The sequence below is a fragment of the Streptomyces sp. LE64 genome, from assembly GCF_052606915.1.
In genome coordinates, this window is record NZ_CP199708.1 from 4,660,157 (window position 1) to 4,677,048 (window position 16,892).

At 72.8% G+C, this 16,892-nt stretch carries 13 protein-coding genes; all 13 read left to right on the top strand.

What is annotated here, in order from left to right:
* Positions 1-5: 5 nt before the first annotated feature.
* The 13 genes from lysA to ACSMX9_RS21170 all read left to right on the top strand — a co-directional run bounded on the left by lysA (position 6) and on the right by ACSMX9_RS21170 (position 16,597).
* A complete protein-coding gene (gene lysA, locus ACSMX9_RS21110; protein ID WP_445396027.1) occupies positions 6-1,397 on the top strand; it encodes a diaminopimelate decarboxylase in 1,392 nt (463 codons plus the stop codon).
* A gap of 202 nt (positions 1,398-1,599) precedes the next feature.
* Entirely contained in the window at positions 1,600-2,898 is a 1,299-nt protein-coding gene (locus tag ACSMX9_RS21115; RefSeq protein ID WP_445403053.1) for a homoserine dehydrogenase, read from the top strand.
* 6 nt (positions 2,899-2,904) lie between these two features.
* Complete coding sequence (gene thrC, locus ACSMX9_RS21120) at positions 2,905-3,963, top strand: threonine synthase (RefSeq protein ID WP_445396029.1); 1,059 nt, start codon at positions 2,905-2,907, stop codon at positions 3,961-3,963.
* A 348-nt stretch (positions 3,964-4,311) separates the two neighbouring features.
* Complete coding sequence (gene thrB, locus ACSMX9_RS21125) at positions 4,312-5,229, top strand: homoserine kinase (RefSeq protein WP_351241120.1); 918 nt, start codon at positions 4,312-4,314, stop codon at positions 5,227-5,229.
* Positions 5,230-5,600: 371 nt separating this feature from the next.
* Positions 5,601-7,598 carry a transcription termination factor Rho gene (rho, locus tag ACSMX9_RS21130; protein ID WP_445396031.1) on the top strand — a complete coding sequence of 666 codons (1,998 nt, stop codon included), beginning with the start codon at positions 5,601-5,603 and terminating at the stop codon, positions 7,596-7,598.
* 149 nt (positions 7,599-7,747) lie between these two features.
* A complete protein-coding gene (locus ACSMX9_RS21135) occupies positions 7,748-9,511 on the top strand; it encodes a trypsin-like serine protease (RefSeq protein ID WP_445396033.1) in 1,764 nt (587 codons plus the stop codon).
* A gap of 120 nt (positions 9,512-9,631) precedes the next feature.
* The gene (locus ACSMX9_RS21140) at positions 9,632-10,735 is read left to right on the top strand and encodes an LCP family protein (protein ID WP_445396034.1); all 1,104 of its coding nucleotides are present in this window, start codon (positions 9,632-9,634) and stop codon (positions 10,733-10,735) included.
* A 245-nt stretch (positions 10,736-10,980) separates the two neighbouring features.
* The gene (rpmE, locus tag ACSMX9_RS21145; RefSeq protein ID WP_351241128.1) at positions 10,981-11,202 is read left to right on the top strand and encodes a 50S ribosomal protein L31; all 222 of its coding nucleotides are present in this window, start codon (positions 10,981-10,983) and stop codon (positions 11,200-11,202) included.
* 156 nt (positions 11,203-11,358) lie between these two features.
* The gene (gene prfA / locus ACSMX9_RS21150) at positions 11,359-12,435 is read left to right on the top strand and encodes a peptide chain release factor 1 (RefSeq protein ID WP_445396036.1); all 1,077 of its coding nucleotides are present in this window, start codon (positions 11,359-11,361) and stop codon (positions 12,433-12,435) included.
* 57 nt (positions 12,436-12,492) lie between these two features.
* Complete coding sequence (gene prmC, locus ACSMX9_RS21155) at positions 12,493-13,374, top strand: peptide chain release factor N(5)-glutamine methyltransferase (RefSeq protein ID WP_351241130.1); 882 nt, start codon at positions 12,493-12,495, stop codon at positions 13,372-13,374.
* Positions 13,375-13,424: 50 nt separating this feature from the next.
* Positions 13,425-14,072, top strand: a complete 648-nt coding sequence (locus tag ACSMX9_RS21160; protein ID WP_351241131.1) for an L-threonylcarbamoyladenylate synthase — start codon at positions 13,425-13,427, stop codon at positions 14,070-14,072.
* Positions 14,069-14,722 carry an arsenate reductase/protein-tyrosine-phosphatase family protein gene (locus ACSMX9_RS21165; RefSeq protein ID WP_445396038.1) on the top strand — a complete coding sequence of 218 codons (654 nt, stop codon included), beginning with the start codon at positions 14,069-14,071 and terminating at the stop codon, positions 14,720-14,722. The genes ACSMX9_RS21160 and ACSMX9_RS21165 overlap by 4 nt, the downstream gene beginning before the upstream one ends.
* 501 nt (positions 14,723-15,223) lie before the next feature.
* The gene (locus ACSMX9_RS21170) at positions 15,224-16,597 is read left to right on the top strand and encodes an MraY family glycosyltransferase (protein ID WP_445396040.1); all 1,374 of its coding nucleotides are present in this window, start codon (positions 15,224-15,226) and stop codon (positions 16,595-16,597) included.
* The last annotated feature ends 295 nt before the right edge of the window (positions 16,598-16,892 follow it).

Consider the following 16,892-nt stretch of genomic DNA (forward strand, 5'->3'; position numbering starts at 1 on the left):
CAGACATGAGTCGTTCCGCCCACCCCGCCGGGCCCCGCCACGCCGACGTGCTGCCCGAGGGCCACTACACCGCCCCGCCCGCCGACCTCAACGCGCTCGACGGCAAGGTGTGGGCCCGTACCGTCGAGCGGGACGACGAAGGGGTGCTGAACGTCGGCGGGCTCCCGGTCACCCGGCTCGCCGAGGAGTTCGGGACCCCCGCGTACGTGATGGACGAGGGCGACTTCCGGGCCCGGGCGCGCGCCTGGCGCGACGCCTTCGGGACGGACGCCGACGTGTTCTACGCGGGCAAGGCGTTCCTGTCCCGGGCGGTCGTGCGCTGGCTGCACGAGGAGGGGTTGAACCTCGACGTCTGCTCCGGCGGGGAACTCGCCACCGCACTCTCCGCCGGGATGCCGGCCGAACGCATCGCCTTCCACGGCAACAACAAGTCGACCGCGGAGATCGAGCGGGCGATCACCGCGGGGGTGGGGCGGATCGTGCTCGACTCCTTCCAGGAGATCGTGCGGGTGGCGCACGCCGCGGAGCGGCTCGGGGTCCGCCAGCGGGTGCAGATCCGGGTCACGGTCGGCGTGGAGGCGCACACCCACGAGTTCATCGCGACCGCCCACGAGGACCAGAAGTTCGGCCTCGCCCTGGCCGGCGGCCAGGCCGCGGAGGCGGTGCGGCGGGCGCTGAAGCTCGACGGGCTCGAACTCGTCGGCATCCACTCGCACATCGGCTCGCAGATCTTCGACATGGCCGGGTTCGAGGTCGCGGCCCGCCGCGTGGTGGGGCTGCTCGCCGAGGTGCGCGACGAGCACGGCGTCGAGCTGCCCGAGATCGACCTCGGCGGCGGTCTGGGCATCGCGTACACCTCCGAGGACGACCCGCGCGAGCCGCAGGAGATCGCGGTGGCGCTGCGCGAGATCGTCGGGCGCGAGTGCGCGGCGGCCGGGCTGCGCACGCCGCGGATCTCCGTGGAGCCCGGACGGGCGGTCGTCGGCCCGACCACGTTCACGCTGTACGAGGTCGGCACCGTCAAGCCGTTGGAGGGGCTGCGCACCTACGTCTCCGTGGACGGCGGGATGTCGGACAACATCCGCACCGCCCTGTACGACGCCGAGTACAGCGTCTCGCTGGTGTCCCGGACCTCGGAGGCGGAGCCGGTGCTGGCGCGGGTGGTGGGCAAGCACTGCGAGAGCGGTGACATCGTGGTGCGGGACGCGTTCCTCCCCGGTGACCTGGCGCCCGGTGACCTGATCGCCGTGCCGGCCACCGGTGCCTACTGCCGGTCGATGGCCAGCAACTACAACCACGTGCTCCGTCCGCCGGTGGTCGCCGTCGCGGACGGCGCGGCGCGGGTGATCGTCCGCCGGGAGACGGAGGAGGACCTGCTGCGGCTCGACGTCGGCTGAGGGGCCGCCGCACGACGGGGCCGGCGGTGGGGTGACGTCCGTCACCACCGGCCCGACGCGGGCCCGGGGCGCCGAAAGATCTGCGCCCCGGATGCCCGTGCGTCATGAAATTGATGTCTCATGATGCGGACAATGGGCAGAAACTCCCGTCCGGTGAGTGAGACTGGACCAACCGTAGAAGTACGAGAAGCGAGGTCGGATGATGCGTACGCGTCCGCTGAAGGTGGCGCTGCTGGGCTGTGGGGTAGTCGGCTCAGAGGTGGCGCGCATCATGACGACGCACGCCGACGACCTCGCGGCGCGCATCGGGGCCCCCGTCGAACTCGCCGGGGTCGCCGTCCGCCGGCCCTCCAAGGTGCGGGCCGGGATCGACCCGGAGCTGATCACCACCGATGCCACCGCCTTGGTCAAACGGGGTGACATCGACGTCGCCATCGAGGTGATCGGCGGCATCGAGCCCGCCCGCACCCTGATCACGACGGCCTTCGAGCACGGGGCCTCCGTGGTGTCGGCGAACAAGGCGCTGCTGGCCCAGGACGGTGCCGCACTGCACGCCGCCGCCGAGGAGCACGGCCGCGACCTCTACTACGAGGCCGCCGTCGCCGGGGCGATCCCGCTGATCCGCCCGCTGCGCGAATCGCTCGCCGGGGACAAGGTGAACCGGGTCCTCGGCATCGTCAACGGCACCACCAACTTCATCCTCGACAAGATGGACTCCACCGGCGCCGGCTACCAGGAGTCCCTGGACGAGGCCACCGCGCTCGGCTACGCGGAGGCGGACCCGACCGCCGACGTGGAGGGCTTCGACGCCGCCGCCAAGGCCGCCATCCTCGCGGGCATCGCCTTCCACACCCGGGTGCGGCTGGACGACGTCTACCGCGAGGGGATGACCGAGGTCACCGCCGCGGACTTCGCCTCCGCGAAACAGATGGGCTGCACCATCAAGCTGCTCGCCATCTGCGAGCGGGCCGCGGACGGCGGGTCCGTCACCGCCCGGGTGCACCCCGCGATGATCCCGCTCAGCCATCCGCTGGCCTCGGTGCGCGGCGCCTACAACGCGGTCTTCGTGGAGTCCGACGCCGCCGGCCAGCTCATGTTCTACGGCCCCGGGGCGGGCGGCGCGCCCACCGCCTCGGCCGTCCTCGGTGACCTCGTCGCCGTCTGCCGCAACAAGCTCGGCGGGGCCACCGGCCCCGGCGAGTCCGCCTACACGCGCCTGCCGGTCAGCCCCATGGGCGAGGTGGTCACGCGGTACCACATCAGCCTCGACGTGGCCGACAAGCCGGGCGTCCTCGCCCAGGTCGCGACGGTCTTCGCCGAGCACGGTGTGTCCATCGACACCGTCCGTCAGCACGGACGGCCGGACGGGGACGGGGACGCCTCCCTCGTCGTCGTCACCCACCGCGCGCCCGACGCCGCCCTCACCGGCACCGTCGAAGCGCTGCGCCGACTCGACACCGTGCGGGGTGTCGCCAGCATCATGCGGGTTGAAGGAGAGTAACCAGCAATGACCCACCAGTGGCGCGGAATCATCGAGGAGTACCGGGACCGGCTGCCGGTCACCGAGGAAACGCCCGTCGTGACGCTCCGTGAGGGCGGTACGCCGCTCGTTCCCGCGCAGGTGCTCTCCGAGCGCACCGGGTGTGCGGTGCACCTCAAGGTCGAGGGCGCCAACCCGACCGGGTCCTTCAAGGACCGCGGCATGACCATGGCGATCACCCGGGCGAAGGAGGAGGGCGCGCAGGCCGTCATCTGCGCGTCCACCGGCAACACCTCCGCCTCCGCCGCCGCGTACGCGGTGCGGGCCGGGATGGTCAGCGCGGTGCTGGTGCCCCGCGGCAAGATCGCCCTGGGCAAGATGGGGCAGGCCCTGGTGCACGGGGCGAAGATCCTCCAGGTGGACGGGAACTTCGACGACTGCCTCACGCTGGCGCGCGGGCTCTCCGACAACTACCCGGTGGCCCTGGTGAATTCGGTCAACCCGGTGCGCATCGAGGGGCAGAAGACCGCCGCCTTCGAGATCGTCGACGCGCTCGGCGAGGCCCCCGACATCCATGTGCTGCCGGTCGGCAACGCTGGCAACATCACCGCCTATTGGAAGGGGTACGGCGAGTACCTCGCGGACGGCCCCGCCACCCGCACCCCCCGCATGTGGGGGTTCCAGGCTTCGGGCTCCGCGCCGATCGTGCGCGGCGAGGTCGTCAAGGACCCCTCGACCATCGCCACCGCCATCCGGATCGGGAACCCCGCCTCCTGGCAGTACGCGCTGGCCGCGCAGCAGGAGTCCGGCGGGTTCATCGACGAGGTGACGGACCGTGAGATCCTGCGCGCCTACAAGCTGTTGGCCTCCCGCGAGGGCGTGTTCGTGGAGCCCGCCTCCGCCGCCTCGGTGGCCGGCCTGCTGAAGGCCGCCGAGCAGGGCAAGGTCGACCCGGGGCAGACCATCGTCTGCACGGTGACCGGCAACGGTCTCAAGGACCCCGACTGGGCGGTCGCCGGCGCCCCGCAGCCGGAGACGGTTCCGGTGGACGCGGAGACCGCGGCCCGCCGCCTCGGCCTGGTCTGACCCGTCGGACTCCGTCCGCCCGGTCCTGCGCCCGTGCGCGCGGAACCGGGCGGACGTCCGCGGCTCCGCCGCGGGCATGTCCCCCCGACGTGCGAGGCGTTGGACCCCGTGCAGTGCCCCCGATGGGGTGGGGTGCGGGGTTTGCCGCGTTCTCCCCGCTTCCGGGGTGCGTGGGGGGCTTGCGACACGCTTCGTGCGCCTCCTGTGCGCCCTATGTCGCGCGAGAACCTTCCTTCGATAGGCTGTACCGAACCCGTCCGCCGCATATGCCGCGGTGCTGCCCCCGTGGGGCCCACGGGTCCCCCGCACATGGTGAGAACCCCGCAGTTCAAGGAGAGTCGTCGAGCGATGGCCGGTCCCGCCTTCCGAGCCGCCGCCGTCAGGGTGCGCGTCCCCGCCACCAGCGCCAATCTCGGCCCGGGCTTCGACGCCCTGGGCCTCTCGCTGGGGCTCTACGACGACGTGGTCGTCCGAGTGGCCGACTCCGGGCTGCACGTGGACATCGCCGGTGAGGGCAGCGAGACCCTGCCCCGCGACGAGAGCCACCTCCTGGTGCGCTCCCTGCGCACCGCGTTCGACCTGCTCGGCGGCCAGCCGCGGGGCCTGGAGGTGGTCTGCGCCAACCGCATCCCGCACGGTCGCGGGCTCGGCTCCTCCTCCGCCGCGATCTGCGCCGGCATCGTGGCCGCCCGGGCGGTGACCATCGGCGGCGACGCCCGCCTCGACGACGACGCCCTGCTGGAACTCGCCACCGAGATCGAGGGCCACCCCGACAACGTCGCCGCCTGCCTGCTCGGCGGGTTCACCCTCTCCTGGATGGACGCCGGCGCGGCCCGCGCCATCAGGATGGACGCCGCCGATTCCATCGTTCCGGTGGTTTTCGTCCCCGGGAAGCCGGTGCTGACCGAGACCGCCCGCGGGCTGCTGCCGCGTACCGTCCCGCACGTGGACGCTGCCGCCAACGCCGGCCGGGCGGCGCTCCTCGTCGAGGCCCTGACCCGGCGCCCCGAACTGCTGCTCCCCGCCACCGAGGACCGCCTCCACCAGGAGTACCGGGCCCCGGCCATGCCGGAGAGCGCCGCCCTGGTCGAACGGTTGCGCGCGGACGGCGTGCCCGCCGTGATCTCCGGCGCGGGACCCACCGTCCTCGCGCTGGCGGACGTGGCGACGGCCGACAAGGTCGCCCGCCTCGCGGGCGAGGGCTGGGCGGCGAACCGGCTCGCGCTGGACGGATCGGGAGCGAGCGTGCTGCCGCTTGCGCACTGAAGGCTTGCCGGATTTGGAGAGGGGGAATGTTTGTTGGGTCCGGTAGTGTTAATCTCAAGTCTGCACCCGACCCCACCATGACGAGGTGCTTTGTGTCCCCCTTCGGGACAACCATTCTTCCGGGAGCCTCCCGAACCGTTCGGTGCGTCGCACTGCACCGTCTGCGTTAAACGCTCCGGAACCGGCTCCACCCGACCGCGCGGCACAGCAACTCCGCGGCACGGCTCCGGGTAGGGCCACACCAGAAACCTCCTCCGCCGTCGTGGCGGACCACCGCACCGGCACGGCCCACCTCAGGGGCCACCCGTCGGGACAGCACAACCGGTCGCCGAGCCAGACAGGCCGACGTCCGCTCCAGGGAAGGACCCTTCGTGAGCGACACCACCGATCTGATGGGCGTGAGCGCCGACAGCACGGTCGACACCGCTGCCGCGCCCGCCACGGATGCCTCTGCCGCGCCCGCCACCGGTGCTTCCTCCGGCCGGCGCCGCCGCGGCACCGGCCTTGAGGGCATGGTGCTGGCGGAACTCCAGCAGGTCGCCTCGGGCCTCGGCATCAGGGGCACCGCGCGGATGCGCAAGAGCCAGCTGATCGAGGTCATCAAGGAGGCCCAGGCCGGTGGCGGTGCGCCCGCCAAGAGCGCGGACGCCCCCGCCGAGGCCAAGCCCAAGCGTCGCGCCACCTCCAAGGCCCGCACCGGCGAGGACGCCGCCGAGCCCCGGGCCGAGAAGGCCGCCGCCCGCCCGGCGGCCGAGTCCGCCGCTCCCGCGGAGGCCGCCGAGGCGCCCGCCGCCCGCAAGGCCGTCGCCCAGCAGCAGATCGAGATCCCCGGCCAGCCTGCCAGCGAGGACGCCCCCGTCGCCGAGCGCCGCCGGCGCCGGGTCACCGCCGAGGCGACCGGCGCCGAGACGGTCACCGCGGAGGTCCGCACCGAGGCCCCCGCCGACAAGGCCGCCGATGCCGAGGGCAACGCCGAGGGCCGCGGTCGTCGCGACCGTCGGGGCCGGGACCGCGACCGCCGGGGCGGCAAGGCCGACGACCAGGGCCAGCAGGGCGGCAACCAGCAGCGTCAGCAGCAGGGCGGCCGTCAGGACCGGGACCGCAACAACGGTCCGCAGGACGACTACGACGACGAGGCGGGCGGCCGTCGCGGCCGTCGCGGCCGGTACCGCGACCGTCGCGGCCGTCGCGGCCGTGACGAGGTGGGCGGCGTCGAGCCGCAGATCAACGAGGACGACGTCCTGATCCCCGTCGCGGGCATCCTGGACATCCTGGACAACTACGCGTTCATCCGGACCTCCGGCTACCTGCCCGGCCCGAACGACGTGTACGTGTCGCTGGCCCAGGTCCGCAAGAACGGGCTGCGCAAGGGCGACCACCTCACCGGTGCGGTGCGCCAGCCGAAGGACGGCGAGCGCCGCGAGAAGTTCAACGCGCTGGTCCGCCTCGACTCGGTCAACGGAATGGCGCCCGAACTCGGCCGCGGGCGACCCGAGTTCACCAAGCTGACTCCGCTGTACCCGCAGGACCGGCTCCGTCTGGAGACCGACCCGGGCGTGCTGACCACGCGGATCATCGACCTGGTGTCGCCGATCGGCAAGGGCCAGCGCGGTCTGATCGTGGCCCCGCCGAAGACCGGCAAGACCATGATCATGCAGGCGGTCGCCAACGCCATCACGCACAACAACCCCGAGTGCCACCTGATGGTCGTCCTGGTCGACGAGCGTCCGGAAGAGGTCACCGACATGCAACGGTCGGTGAAGGGCGAGGTCATCTCCTCGACCTTCGACCGCCCCGCCGAGGACCACACGACCGTCGCCGAGCTCGCCATCGAGCGGGCGAAGCGGCTGGTCGAACTCGGCCACGACGTGGTCGTGCTGCTCGACTCGATCACCCGTCTGGGCCGCGCCTACAACCTCGCCGCGCCCGCCTCCGGCCGCATCCTGTCCGGTGGTGTGGACTCCACCGCGCTGTACCCGCCGAAGCGGTTCTTCGGTGCGGCGCGCAACATCGAGGACGGCGGCTCGCTGACCATCCTGGCCACCGCGCTGGTCGACACCGGCTCCCGGATGGACGAGGTGATCTTCGAGGAGTTCAAGGGCACCGGCAACATGGAGCTCAAGCTCGACCGCAAGCTCGCCGACAAGCGGATCTTCCCGGCGGTGGACGTGGACGCCTCCGGCACCCGCAAGGAGGAGATCCTGCTCAGCGGCGAGGAGCTCGGAGTCGTCTGGAAGCTGCGCCGGGTGCTGCACGCCCTGGACCAGCAGCAGGCGATCGAACTGCTGCTGGACAAGATGAAGCAGACGAAGTCCAACGCGGAGTTCCTGCTCCAGATCCAGAAGACCACGCCGTCCTCCAACGACTGAGTCGTCCGGAGCCTCGGTCGAAGGGCCCCGCGCCCCCCCGCTACGGGGGTGCGGGGCCCTTCGGGGTTCCGCGGCGTTTCGGTGGATGTGTACGGGCTGGATAGGATCGACGCGGGCTGTGTGCGGAGAACGGACGGGCGGGAGCGGGCGTGTCGACGGAACGGGACGGGACTCGGCACCGGCGCCGTGCGGGACGGCTGCTGTCCGTGGCCGCGGTGGCGCTCGCCCTGCTCGGCGGCGGGGTCCTCGCCGTCACGTCCCAGGGGGGACCGCCCGAACCTCCGCCGCTGACCGGCGAGGTCGTCAAACCCCCGCCGGGCGCGGTCACCGCCGGCCCGACGCCCGCCCCGCCCTCCTCCTCGGCCGCCGGCGGCTCGCCCCGCGTCACCGCCGGCACCAACAGCACCGCCTCCTGGATGGTGCAACTGGTGTACGCCGACCCCGACTACGGCAAGCACTTCGTGTGCGGGGGCACCCTCGTCGCCCCCCACAAGGTGCTCACCGCCGCGCACTGCCTGGACGACCCCCGCACCGGCGAGCGGCGCGACTGGGAGGGGCGCGGCCAGGTGGCCGTGGGCACCCACCGCAGCGTCACCGTCGCCAATGACGCCGAGCGGGTGGACGTGGTCCGCACCTGGGTCCATCCCGGGTACGACCGCCGGGAGTTCGCGCACGACCTCGCCCTGCTGACGCTCGCCCGCCCGGTCGCCCAGACCACGCTGGACCTCGCCGGACCGGACGACGCGGGGCTGCACACCCCCGGGACCGGCGCCATCGCGTACGGCTGGGGAGTGACCACCGCGCAGCAGGAGTCGGCCACCATCGCGCCCGTCCTCCAGAAGGTCACCCTGCCGTTGCAGGCCGATCCGGAGTGCCGGGTCAACCTCGGACCGGGCTACCGCACCGACGGCAGCATGGTGTGCGCCGGCCAGCTCGGCACGGGGGACGACGTCCCGGGGCGGACCCGTTGCCCGGGCGACTCCGGCGGCCCCCTGATCACCGGCAACAAGGTCGTCGGCGTGGTCTCCTGGGGCATGAGCCGCGGTGCGCAACTGTGCAACGTGGCCGGCACCCACGAGGCGTTCAGCAGGGTCGCCGCGGACCAACCGCAGATCCGGCCGCGCGTCGACGACACCGACGTCGACGCGGTCGCCCCGAACGGTCGGGGCGACGGCCGGGCCGACCTCTTCGTGCGCGGCCGCACCGACGGCACCGCCCGGGTGCTGGCCTCCACGGGCACCGGCTTCGCCGCCCCCAGGGACCTGCCGGGCTCCTGGGCCGGGTACGACGTGGCCCTCCAGAGCGATCTGAACCGCGACGGGCGACAGGACTGGGTGCTGCGCCGCACGGCGGACGGCGCCGTCTTCTGGCGCCAGCGCACCGCCCCGGAGGGCCGCTGGGCGGACACCCCGATCGCGGTCGGTTGGGCGGACCGGAAGTTCCTGGTCGCCCCCGGCGACGTGACCGGGGACCGGATGCCGGACCTGCTCTCCGTCACCGGGGAGGGCGTGCTGCACGTGCACCCCGGCAACGGGGACGGCACCCTCGCCGACCCGGTGCGCGCCGGCGGGGGCTACCGGGGCTACAACTCGCTGCGCGGACGCGGCGACTTCACCGGCGACGGCCGTACCGATCTGTTCGCGCGCACCCGGGACGGTCGGCTCCACGTGCTGCGCGGCACCGGGAAGGCGGCGGAGCCGTTCGAGGCGCCGCGGCACGTCCGGGACTGGGTGGGCTACAACGCGCTGGCCGCCCCCGGTGACGTCACGGGTGACGGTCGGCCCGACTTCGTGGCCCGCTCCCGGGCCGGGAACCTCTTCCTCTACCCGGGCACCGGACGCACCTCCCGCGGCATCTTCGGCCCGCCCGTACGGATCGGTGGCGGCTTCCAGCAGTACGACCTCTTGAGCTGACCGCTTCCGCACGTACGGTGACCGTACGTGATCGGGTGGTGCGGGTGGGGTCCGTCGACTGGTGAGGGCCGGCCGTCGGGTCGACCCTGGGAGCAGGACCCCCGAACAGTCGAGGTACGGATGCCCGACGAGAGCGCCGACGACCGGGCCCCCGAGCCCCCGGCACCCGGCCGCGGTGCCCGCCGGCGGGGCGGGCGCCGCGCGTGGCGGATCGCCGCCTGGACGGCCGCCGGTCTGATCCTGCTCGGCGGCTCCGGTCTCGGGTACCTGTACCTGAGGCTGAACGGCAACATCACGGGCATCGACATCAACGCCGTCCTCGGCACCGACCGGCCCCGGGACCGGGACGACGGCTCGATGGACGTCCTGCTCCTCGGCTCCGACTCGCGGTCGGGGGCGAACGCGGCCTACGGCCGCCCGGACGGGCCGGGCCGTTCCGACACCGCCATGGTCCTGCACGTCAACCGGGGGCACCGGGCGGCGACCGTCGTCTCCATCCCCCGGGACACCCTGGTCGACCGCCCGGCCTGCGCGGACGGCCGCGGCGGCACCGTCCCCGCGGCCGCGGAGCAGATGTTCAACACCGCCTACGAGGCGGGCGGCCCGTCCTGCGCGGTCAAGACCGTCGAGGCGATGTCCGGGCTGCGCATGGACCACTACCTGGAAGTCGACTTCACCGGCTTCACCCGGCTCGTGGACACCCTCGGGGGGGTGCCCGTCACCCTCGCCCGGGCCATCGACGACCCCAGGAGCCACCTGCGGCTCGCCGCCGGCACCCACACCCTCGACGGCGAACAGGCCCTCGGGCTGGTCCGCACCCGGCACGGCGTGGGCGACGGCAGCGACCTGGGTCGCATCCAACTCCAGCAGGCGTTCCTGAAGGCGCTGGTCGAGAAGGTCGACGGGATCGGCCTGCTCTCCGACCCGGCCAAGCTGTTCGAGGTCGCCGACGCCGCCACCAGCGCCCTCACCACCGACTCCGACCTGGCCTCGGTCACGAAGCTCGCCGGGTTCGCCGGCGGCCTGAAGGACATCGGGGCCGGGGACGTCAGCCCGGTCACCCTGCCGGTCGCCTACGACCCGGCCGATCCCAACCGGGTGCTGCCGCTGGAGCGACAGGGCGCCGCCGTCTGGTCCGCACTGAAGGCCGACCGGCCGGTGCCCGCCTGGGCCACCGAGGGCACGGCGACGGGTGACGCCGGCCGGGTGCTCACCGGCCCCTGACCGCCCCGGCCGACCGCCCTGGCCGACCTCCGCGGTTCACATCCGGTCGCGTACCGCCATCGAACCGTCACACCTGGCTGTTTTCCGACCGCTCCGCAGGCGGTCGGCCGGGTTCGGGAATATGCGGCCCGACAGGCCGGTTTTGGGGGATGCGGCCAGTGCTGGCAGACTGGTCCGCCGGCCCCGGTTCACGCCCGCGCAGCAGGCGTCGGCGACCCGGTGCCCTCCCGAACCTAGGAGACACCTTGAAGCGCGACATCCACCCCGAGTACGTCGAGACGCAGGTCAGCTGCACCTGTGGCGCGTCGTTCACCACCCGCAGCACGATCTCCGGCGGCTCCATCCGCGCCGAGGTCTGCTCCGAGTGCCACCCGTTCTACACGGGCAAGCAGAAGATCCTCGACACCGGTGGCCGCGTGGCCCGCTTCGAGGCCCGCTTCGGCAAGGCCGCTGCCGCCAAGAAGTAGCGAGCACCCTGCGCCGGTCCACGGCCGCCCCCGGGCGGGCCGGGACCGGCGTTTTTTCCTGGCGCGGCCCGCCCCCGCCAACCGTCCGGCACCGGCCCGCCCGATGCCGCCCCCTGCCGCCGCACCCCCAGCCGTACCCAGATCAGGAGCCCGGAGATGTTCGAGGCCGTCGCGGAACTCGTCGACGAGCACACCCGCCTGGAGCACCAGCTCGCCGATCCCGGGGTGCACGCCAACCAGGCCAACGCGCGCAAGCTCAACAAGCGCTACGCCGAACTCACCCCGATCGTCGCCGCCTACCGCTCCTGGAAGGGCCTCGGCGAGGACGTCGTCACCGCCCGCGAGCTGGCCGCCGACGATCCCGACTTCGCCGCCGAGGTCAAGGACCTGGAGAGGGCGCGTGAGGAGCTGACCGAGAAGCTCCGGCTGCTGCTCGTCCCGCGCGACCCCAGCGACGACAAGGACGTCATCCTGGAGATCAAGGCGGGCGCCGGCGGCGACGAGTCCGCCCTGTTCGCCGGGGACCTGCTGCGCATGTACCTGCGCTACGCCGAACGGGTCGGCTGGAAGACCGAGGTCATCGACGCCACCGAGTCCGAGCTGGGCGGCTACAAGGACGTCCAGGTCGCCGTCAAGACCAAGGGCGGCCAGGGGGCCACCGAGCCCGGCCAGGGCGTGTGGGCCCGCCTCAAGTACGAGGGAGGCGTCCACCGGGTGCAGCGGGTGCCCGCCACCGAGTCCCAGGGCCGCATCCACACCTCTGCCGCCGGCGTGCTCGTCACCCCCGAGGCCGAGGAGGTCGACGTCGAGATCAACCCCAACGACCTGCGGATCGACGTCTACCGCTCCTCCGGACCCGGTGGGCAGTCCGTCAACACCACCGACTCCGCGGTGCGCATCACCCACCTGCCGACCGGTGTCGTCGCCTCCTGCCAGAACGAGAAGAGCCAGCTCCAGAACAAGGAGCAGGCCCTGCGCATCCTGCGCTCCCGACTGCTCGCCGCCGCCCAGGAGGAGGCCGAGCGGGAGGCCGCCGACGTCCGCCGCAGCCAGGTGCGCACCGTCGACCGCTCGGAGAAGATCCGCACCTACAACTTCCCCGAGAACCGCATCTCCGACCACCGCGTCGGTTTCAAGGCGTACAACTTGGACCAGGTGCTCGACGGAGAGCTCGACGCGGTCATCCAGGCGTGCGTCGACGCGGACTCCGCCGCCAAGCTCGCCGCCGCCTGACCCGCGGGCGCCGACCAGCCCGGCGCCCGACCACAGCCCAGCCCCGGAGGACCTCGCGTGCAGCCACCCATTGGGGGTCGACCCCCAGGCCCCCGCAGTCTGCTGCTCGCTGAAGTGGCCCAGGCCACCCAGCGGCTGGCCGACGCGGGCGTGCCCTCGCCGCGCAACGACGCCGAGGAACTGGCCGCCTTCGTCCACGGGGTGAAGCGCGGCGAACTGCACACCGTCGCCGACGCCGACGTGGACGCCCGCTACTGGGAGGCCATCAACCGCCGGGTCGCCCGCGAACCGCTCCAGCACATCACCGGCCGCGCCTACTTCCGGTACCTGGAGCTCGAAGTCGGACCCGGGGTCTTCGTGCCCCGCCCGGAGACCGAGTCGGTCGTCGGCTGGGCCATAGACGCGGTCCGCGCCCTGGACGTCGTCGAACCCCTCATCGTCGACCTGTGCACCGGCTCCGGCGCCATCGCCCTGGCCCTCGCCCAGGAGGTGCCCCGCTCCCGGGTGCACGCCGTCGAACTCTCCGAGGACGCCCTCGCCTACACCCTCAAGAACGCCGAGGGCTCCCGCGTCCACGTCCACCAGGGTGACGCCCTCACCGCGCTGCCCGAGCTGAACGGACAGGTCGACCTCGTCATCTCCAACCCCCCGTACATCCCGCTCACCGAGTGGGAGCACGTGGCGGTGGAGGCCCGCGAGTACGACCCGCAGATGGCGCTGTTCTCCGGCGACGACGGCCTCGACACCATCCGCGGCCTGGAACGCACCGCCCACCGGCTGCTGCGCCCCGGCGGCATCGTCGTCGTGGAGCACGCCGACACCCAGGGCGGACAGGTGCCGTGGATCTTCAGCGAAGAGTCCGGCTGGGCCGACGCCGCCGACCATCCCGACCTCAACAACCGGCCCCGATTCGCGACCGCGCGCAAGGCACGCCCGTGACATCCCGGCCCCCGAACCACAGCCCGAACGCGCACGAGGAGGCCCGCTAGATGGCACGGCGATACGACACCAACGACGCGACCGACCGCATCACCGGTCTGCGCGAGGCAGGGTCCGCCGTCCGCCGTGGCGAACTGGTCGTGCTGCCCACCGACACCGTGTACGGCATCGGCGCCGACGCCTTCAGCTCGGACGCCGTCGCCGACCTGCTGGAGGCCAAGGGCCGCGGGCGCAACATGCCGGTGCCCGTCCTCGTCGGCTCCCCGAACACCCTGCACGGCATCGTCACCGACTTCTCCGAACTCGCCTGGGAACTCGTGGACGCGTTCTGGCCCGGCGCCCTCACCCTGGTCGCCCGGCACCAGCCCACCCTGGCCTGGGACCTCGGCGACACCCGGGGCACGGTCGCGGTGCGGATGCCGCTGCACCCGGTGGCCATCGAACTGCTCACCGACGTCGGCCCGATGGCGGTGTCCTCCGCCAACCTCACCGGCCACCCCGCCCCCGAGGACTGCGACTCCGCCCGTGGGATGCTCGGCGACTCCGTCTCCGTCTACCTCGACGGCGGCCCCACCCCCGGCATCGTGCCCTCGTCCATCGTCGACGTCACCGGAGAGGTGCCCGTCCTGCTGCGCGCCGGTGCCCTCGACGCCGAGGAGCTGCGCAAGGTCGTACCCGGCCTTGAGGTGGCCAGTTGACGGCTTCCGAAGGGCGTGGCATAGGCACGTGGACCACCGGCACCGGGGACACGTTCCGCATCCTCCACGTCAGCACCGGCAACGTGTGCCGCTCGCCGATCACCGAGCGGCTGACCCGCCACGCCCTGGCCGGGCGGCTCGGTGACCCCGCGGGCTGCGGGGTCCTGGTGGAGAGCGCCGGCACCTGGGGCCACGAGGGCGCCCCCATGGAGGCCAACGCCGAGACGGTCCTCGCCGACTTCGGCGCCGACCCCAGCGGCTTCACCGGACGGGAACTCCTCGACGACCACGTGATCCGCGCGGACCTGGTGCTCACCGCCACCCGCGACCACCGGGCGCAGGTCATCTCGATGGGCCACTCCGCCGGGCTGCGCACCTTCACCCTGAAGGAGTTCACCCGGCTGGTGCGGGCCATCGACCCGGCCACCCTGCCGGACGCCCGGGCCGAGGGCGTCGTCGAACGGGCCCGGGCCCTGGTGCGGGCCGCCGCGGCGCTGCGCGGCTGGCTGCTGGCCCCGTCCCCGGACGCCGACGAGGTGTTCGACCCGTACGGGGCGCCGCTGCCGTTCTTCCGCTCCATCGGCGACGAGATCCACGAGGCCCTGGACCCGGTCGTCACCGCCCTGACCGGCGTCACCGAACACCGCTGAGCCGCCACCACCGCGGGCCCCGTGCCCCCACCGTGGAGGCGGGCGCCCGCCCCCTTCCGGAGGCTGCGATGACGGTCGTGGCGGGGGACCGGGACGCGCGCGCCGGCCCCGCCGACGTGTACGACGGACTGCTGTTCCAGGTCCCGGCGGCCGGGTCCCGGTCGCTGCCGGGACCGCCCTGGGCCCCGCTCCCGGGCGACCGCCCAGGGCGAGGGCGGACCGGAGACGGCACGGATCGCGGTACTGTGTGCCGCGGCACTGCGCGGCAAGATCATCGGAGCGTCCGTCCGCGACGAGGTGCGCGGACCCGTCCGCGCCTTCCCGTCGCAGCGCGGTCGGCCGGAGTGAGGGGCCGCCCGGACGGAGCACGGCTCCGGGCACTCCCACGGGAGCCCGCACGTTCCCGGTGCAACCGTGCTCGCTACCCGGAAGTCCCCTTCCCTATGCACCCGAAGCTAGGCTGTGGGGCTGAGCTGGCCGAAGACACTTGTGGGGAAGCCTGTGCGTGAATACCTCCTGACGCTCTGTATCACGGCCGCGGTGACCTACCTGCTGACGGGCCCGGTGCGCAAGTTCGCCATCGTGGCCGGAGCGATGCCGGAGATCCGCGCCCGTGACGTGCACCGGGAGCCCACCCCACGGCTCGGCGGCATCGCCATGTTCTTCGGGCTCTGCGCGGGCCTGCTGGCCGCCAGCCACCTCACCAACCTCGGTGAGGTCTTCGTCGACTCCAACGAGCCGCGGGCGCTGCTCTCGGGGGCTGCCCTGATCTGGGTCGTCGGGGTGCTGGACGACAAGTACGAACTCGACGCGCTGATCAAGCTGGGCGCCCAGATGATCGCCGCGGGCGTGATGGTCATGCAGGGCCTGGCGATCCTGTGGCTGCCCGTTCCGGGCGTCGGCATGGTCGCCCTCACCCAGTGGCAGTCCACCCTGCTCACCGTGGCGCTGGTGGTCATCACCATCAACGCGGTCAACTTCGTGGACGGCCTCGACGGGCTCGCCGCCGGCATGGTGTGCATCGCGGCGGTGGCGTTCTTCCTGTACGCCTACCGGCTCTGGTTCGGCTACGGGGTGGAGGCCGCGGCGCCGGCGACGCTGTTCGCGGCCCTGCTGGTCGGCATGTGCCTGGGCTTCCTGCCCCACAACATGCACCCGGCGCGGATCTTCATGGGCGACTCGGGGTCGATGCTGATCGGCCTGGTGCTCGCGGCCGGCGCCATCTCGATCACCGGTCAGGTCGACCCCGACAGCCTCTTCAGCGACCAGGGCGCCGGCCGGGTGCGGGAGGCCGTGCACGCCACGGTGCCGGTCTACATCCCCCTGCTGCTGCCGTTGACGATCATCGCGATTCCGGCGGCCGACCTGGTGCTGGCCGTGGTGCGCCGCACCTGGCGCGGACAGTCGCCGTTCGCCGCCGACCGGGGGCACCTGCACCACCGGCTGTTGGACATCGGCCACTCGCACAGCCGCTCGGTGCTGATCATGTACTTCTACACGGTGGTGATCTCCTTCGGGACCCTCGCCTACTCGGTGAACGCGGCCTCCATGTGGATCGTGCTGGTGGTCGCGGTGTTGAGCGCGGTGGGCTTCGTACTGCTGTTGTTGCCCAGGTTCACGCCGCGGGCGCCGCGCTGGGCGGAGAGCTTCGTCCCCCCGCGGTACCGGCGCCGGAAGGTGGCGCCGGAGGCGGCGTCCGGCCCCGCGGCCCCATCGTCGGCCCCGGGAGCGGCCATGGCGGCCCGTCCGTCGACCACGGGCGCCCGTACCCCGGACGGGGTCGGTGCGGGGCCCCACGGCAGCACCGCGCTCTCCGAGCTGGCGGAGCAGGCGACGGCCGGCGCCGCGGGCGCCCGCTCCCGCGAGCGCGGTTAGCAGCCGATTGCCCACGTCTCAACTTCCCATGGCCACAAGGCACTTCCTGGAGCCCCTCGCCGCCCGAAGCCTCCGGATGAGAAATGAACACCCGACGGATCCAGGCCGTCCGTGCGGTGAACCCAGGGTGTCCGGGAGGTGCCCGCGGCGGGGCGGGCGTGCCCCGAGCGGAGTCGAGGCATCACTTTGCGTTGACGATCGGGTAAGGATCTGGCCAAGGGCTTGCCAAGTCGGCGGGCGCGAAGTCGCCCAATACCAGACAGAGCGCCTGAGATCATGCGCACATGAGCGTATT

Coding starts and splice junctions, on each gene's coding strand:
- thrB (WP_351241120.1), top strand. CDS start 4,312: ATGGCCGGTCCCGCCTTCCGAGCCGCCGCCGTCAGGGTGCGCGTCCCC.
- prfA (WP_445396036.1), top strand. CDS start 11,359: ATGTTCGAGGCCGTCGCGGAACTCGTCGACGAGCACACCCGCCTGGAG.
- ACSMX9_RS21160 (WP_351241131.1), top strand. CDS start 13,425: ATGGCACGGCGATACGACACCAACGACGCGACCGACCGCATCACCGGT.
- ACSMX9_RS21140 (WP_445396034.1), top strand. CDS start 9,632: ATGCCCGACGAGAGCGCCGACGACCGGGCCCCCGAGCCCCCGGCACCC.
- lysA (WP_445396027.1), top strand. CDS start 6: ATGAGTCGTTCCGCCCACCCCGCCGGGCCCCGCCACGCCGACGTGCTG.
- ACSMX9_RS21115 (WP_445403053.1), top strand. CDS start 1,600: ATGCGTACGCGTCCGCTGAAGGTGGCGCTGCTGGGCTGTGGGGTAGTC.
- thrC (WP_445396029.1), top strand. CDS start 2,905: ATGACCCACCAGTGGCGCGGAATCATCGAGGAGTACCGGGACCGGCTG.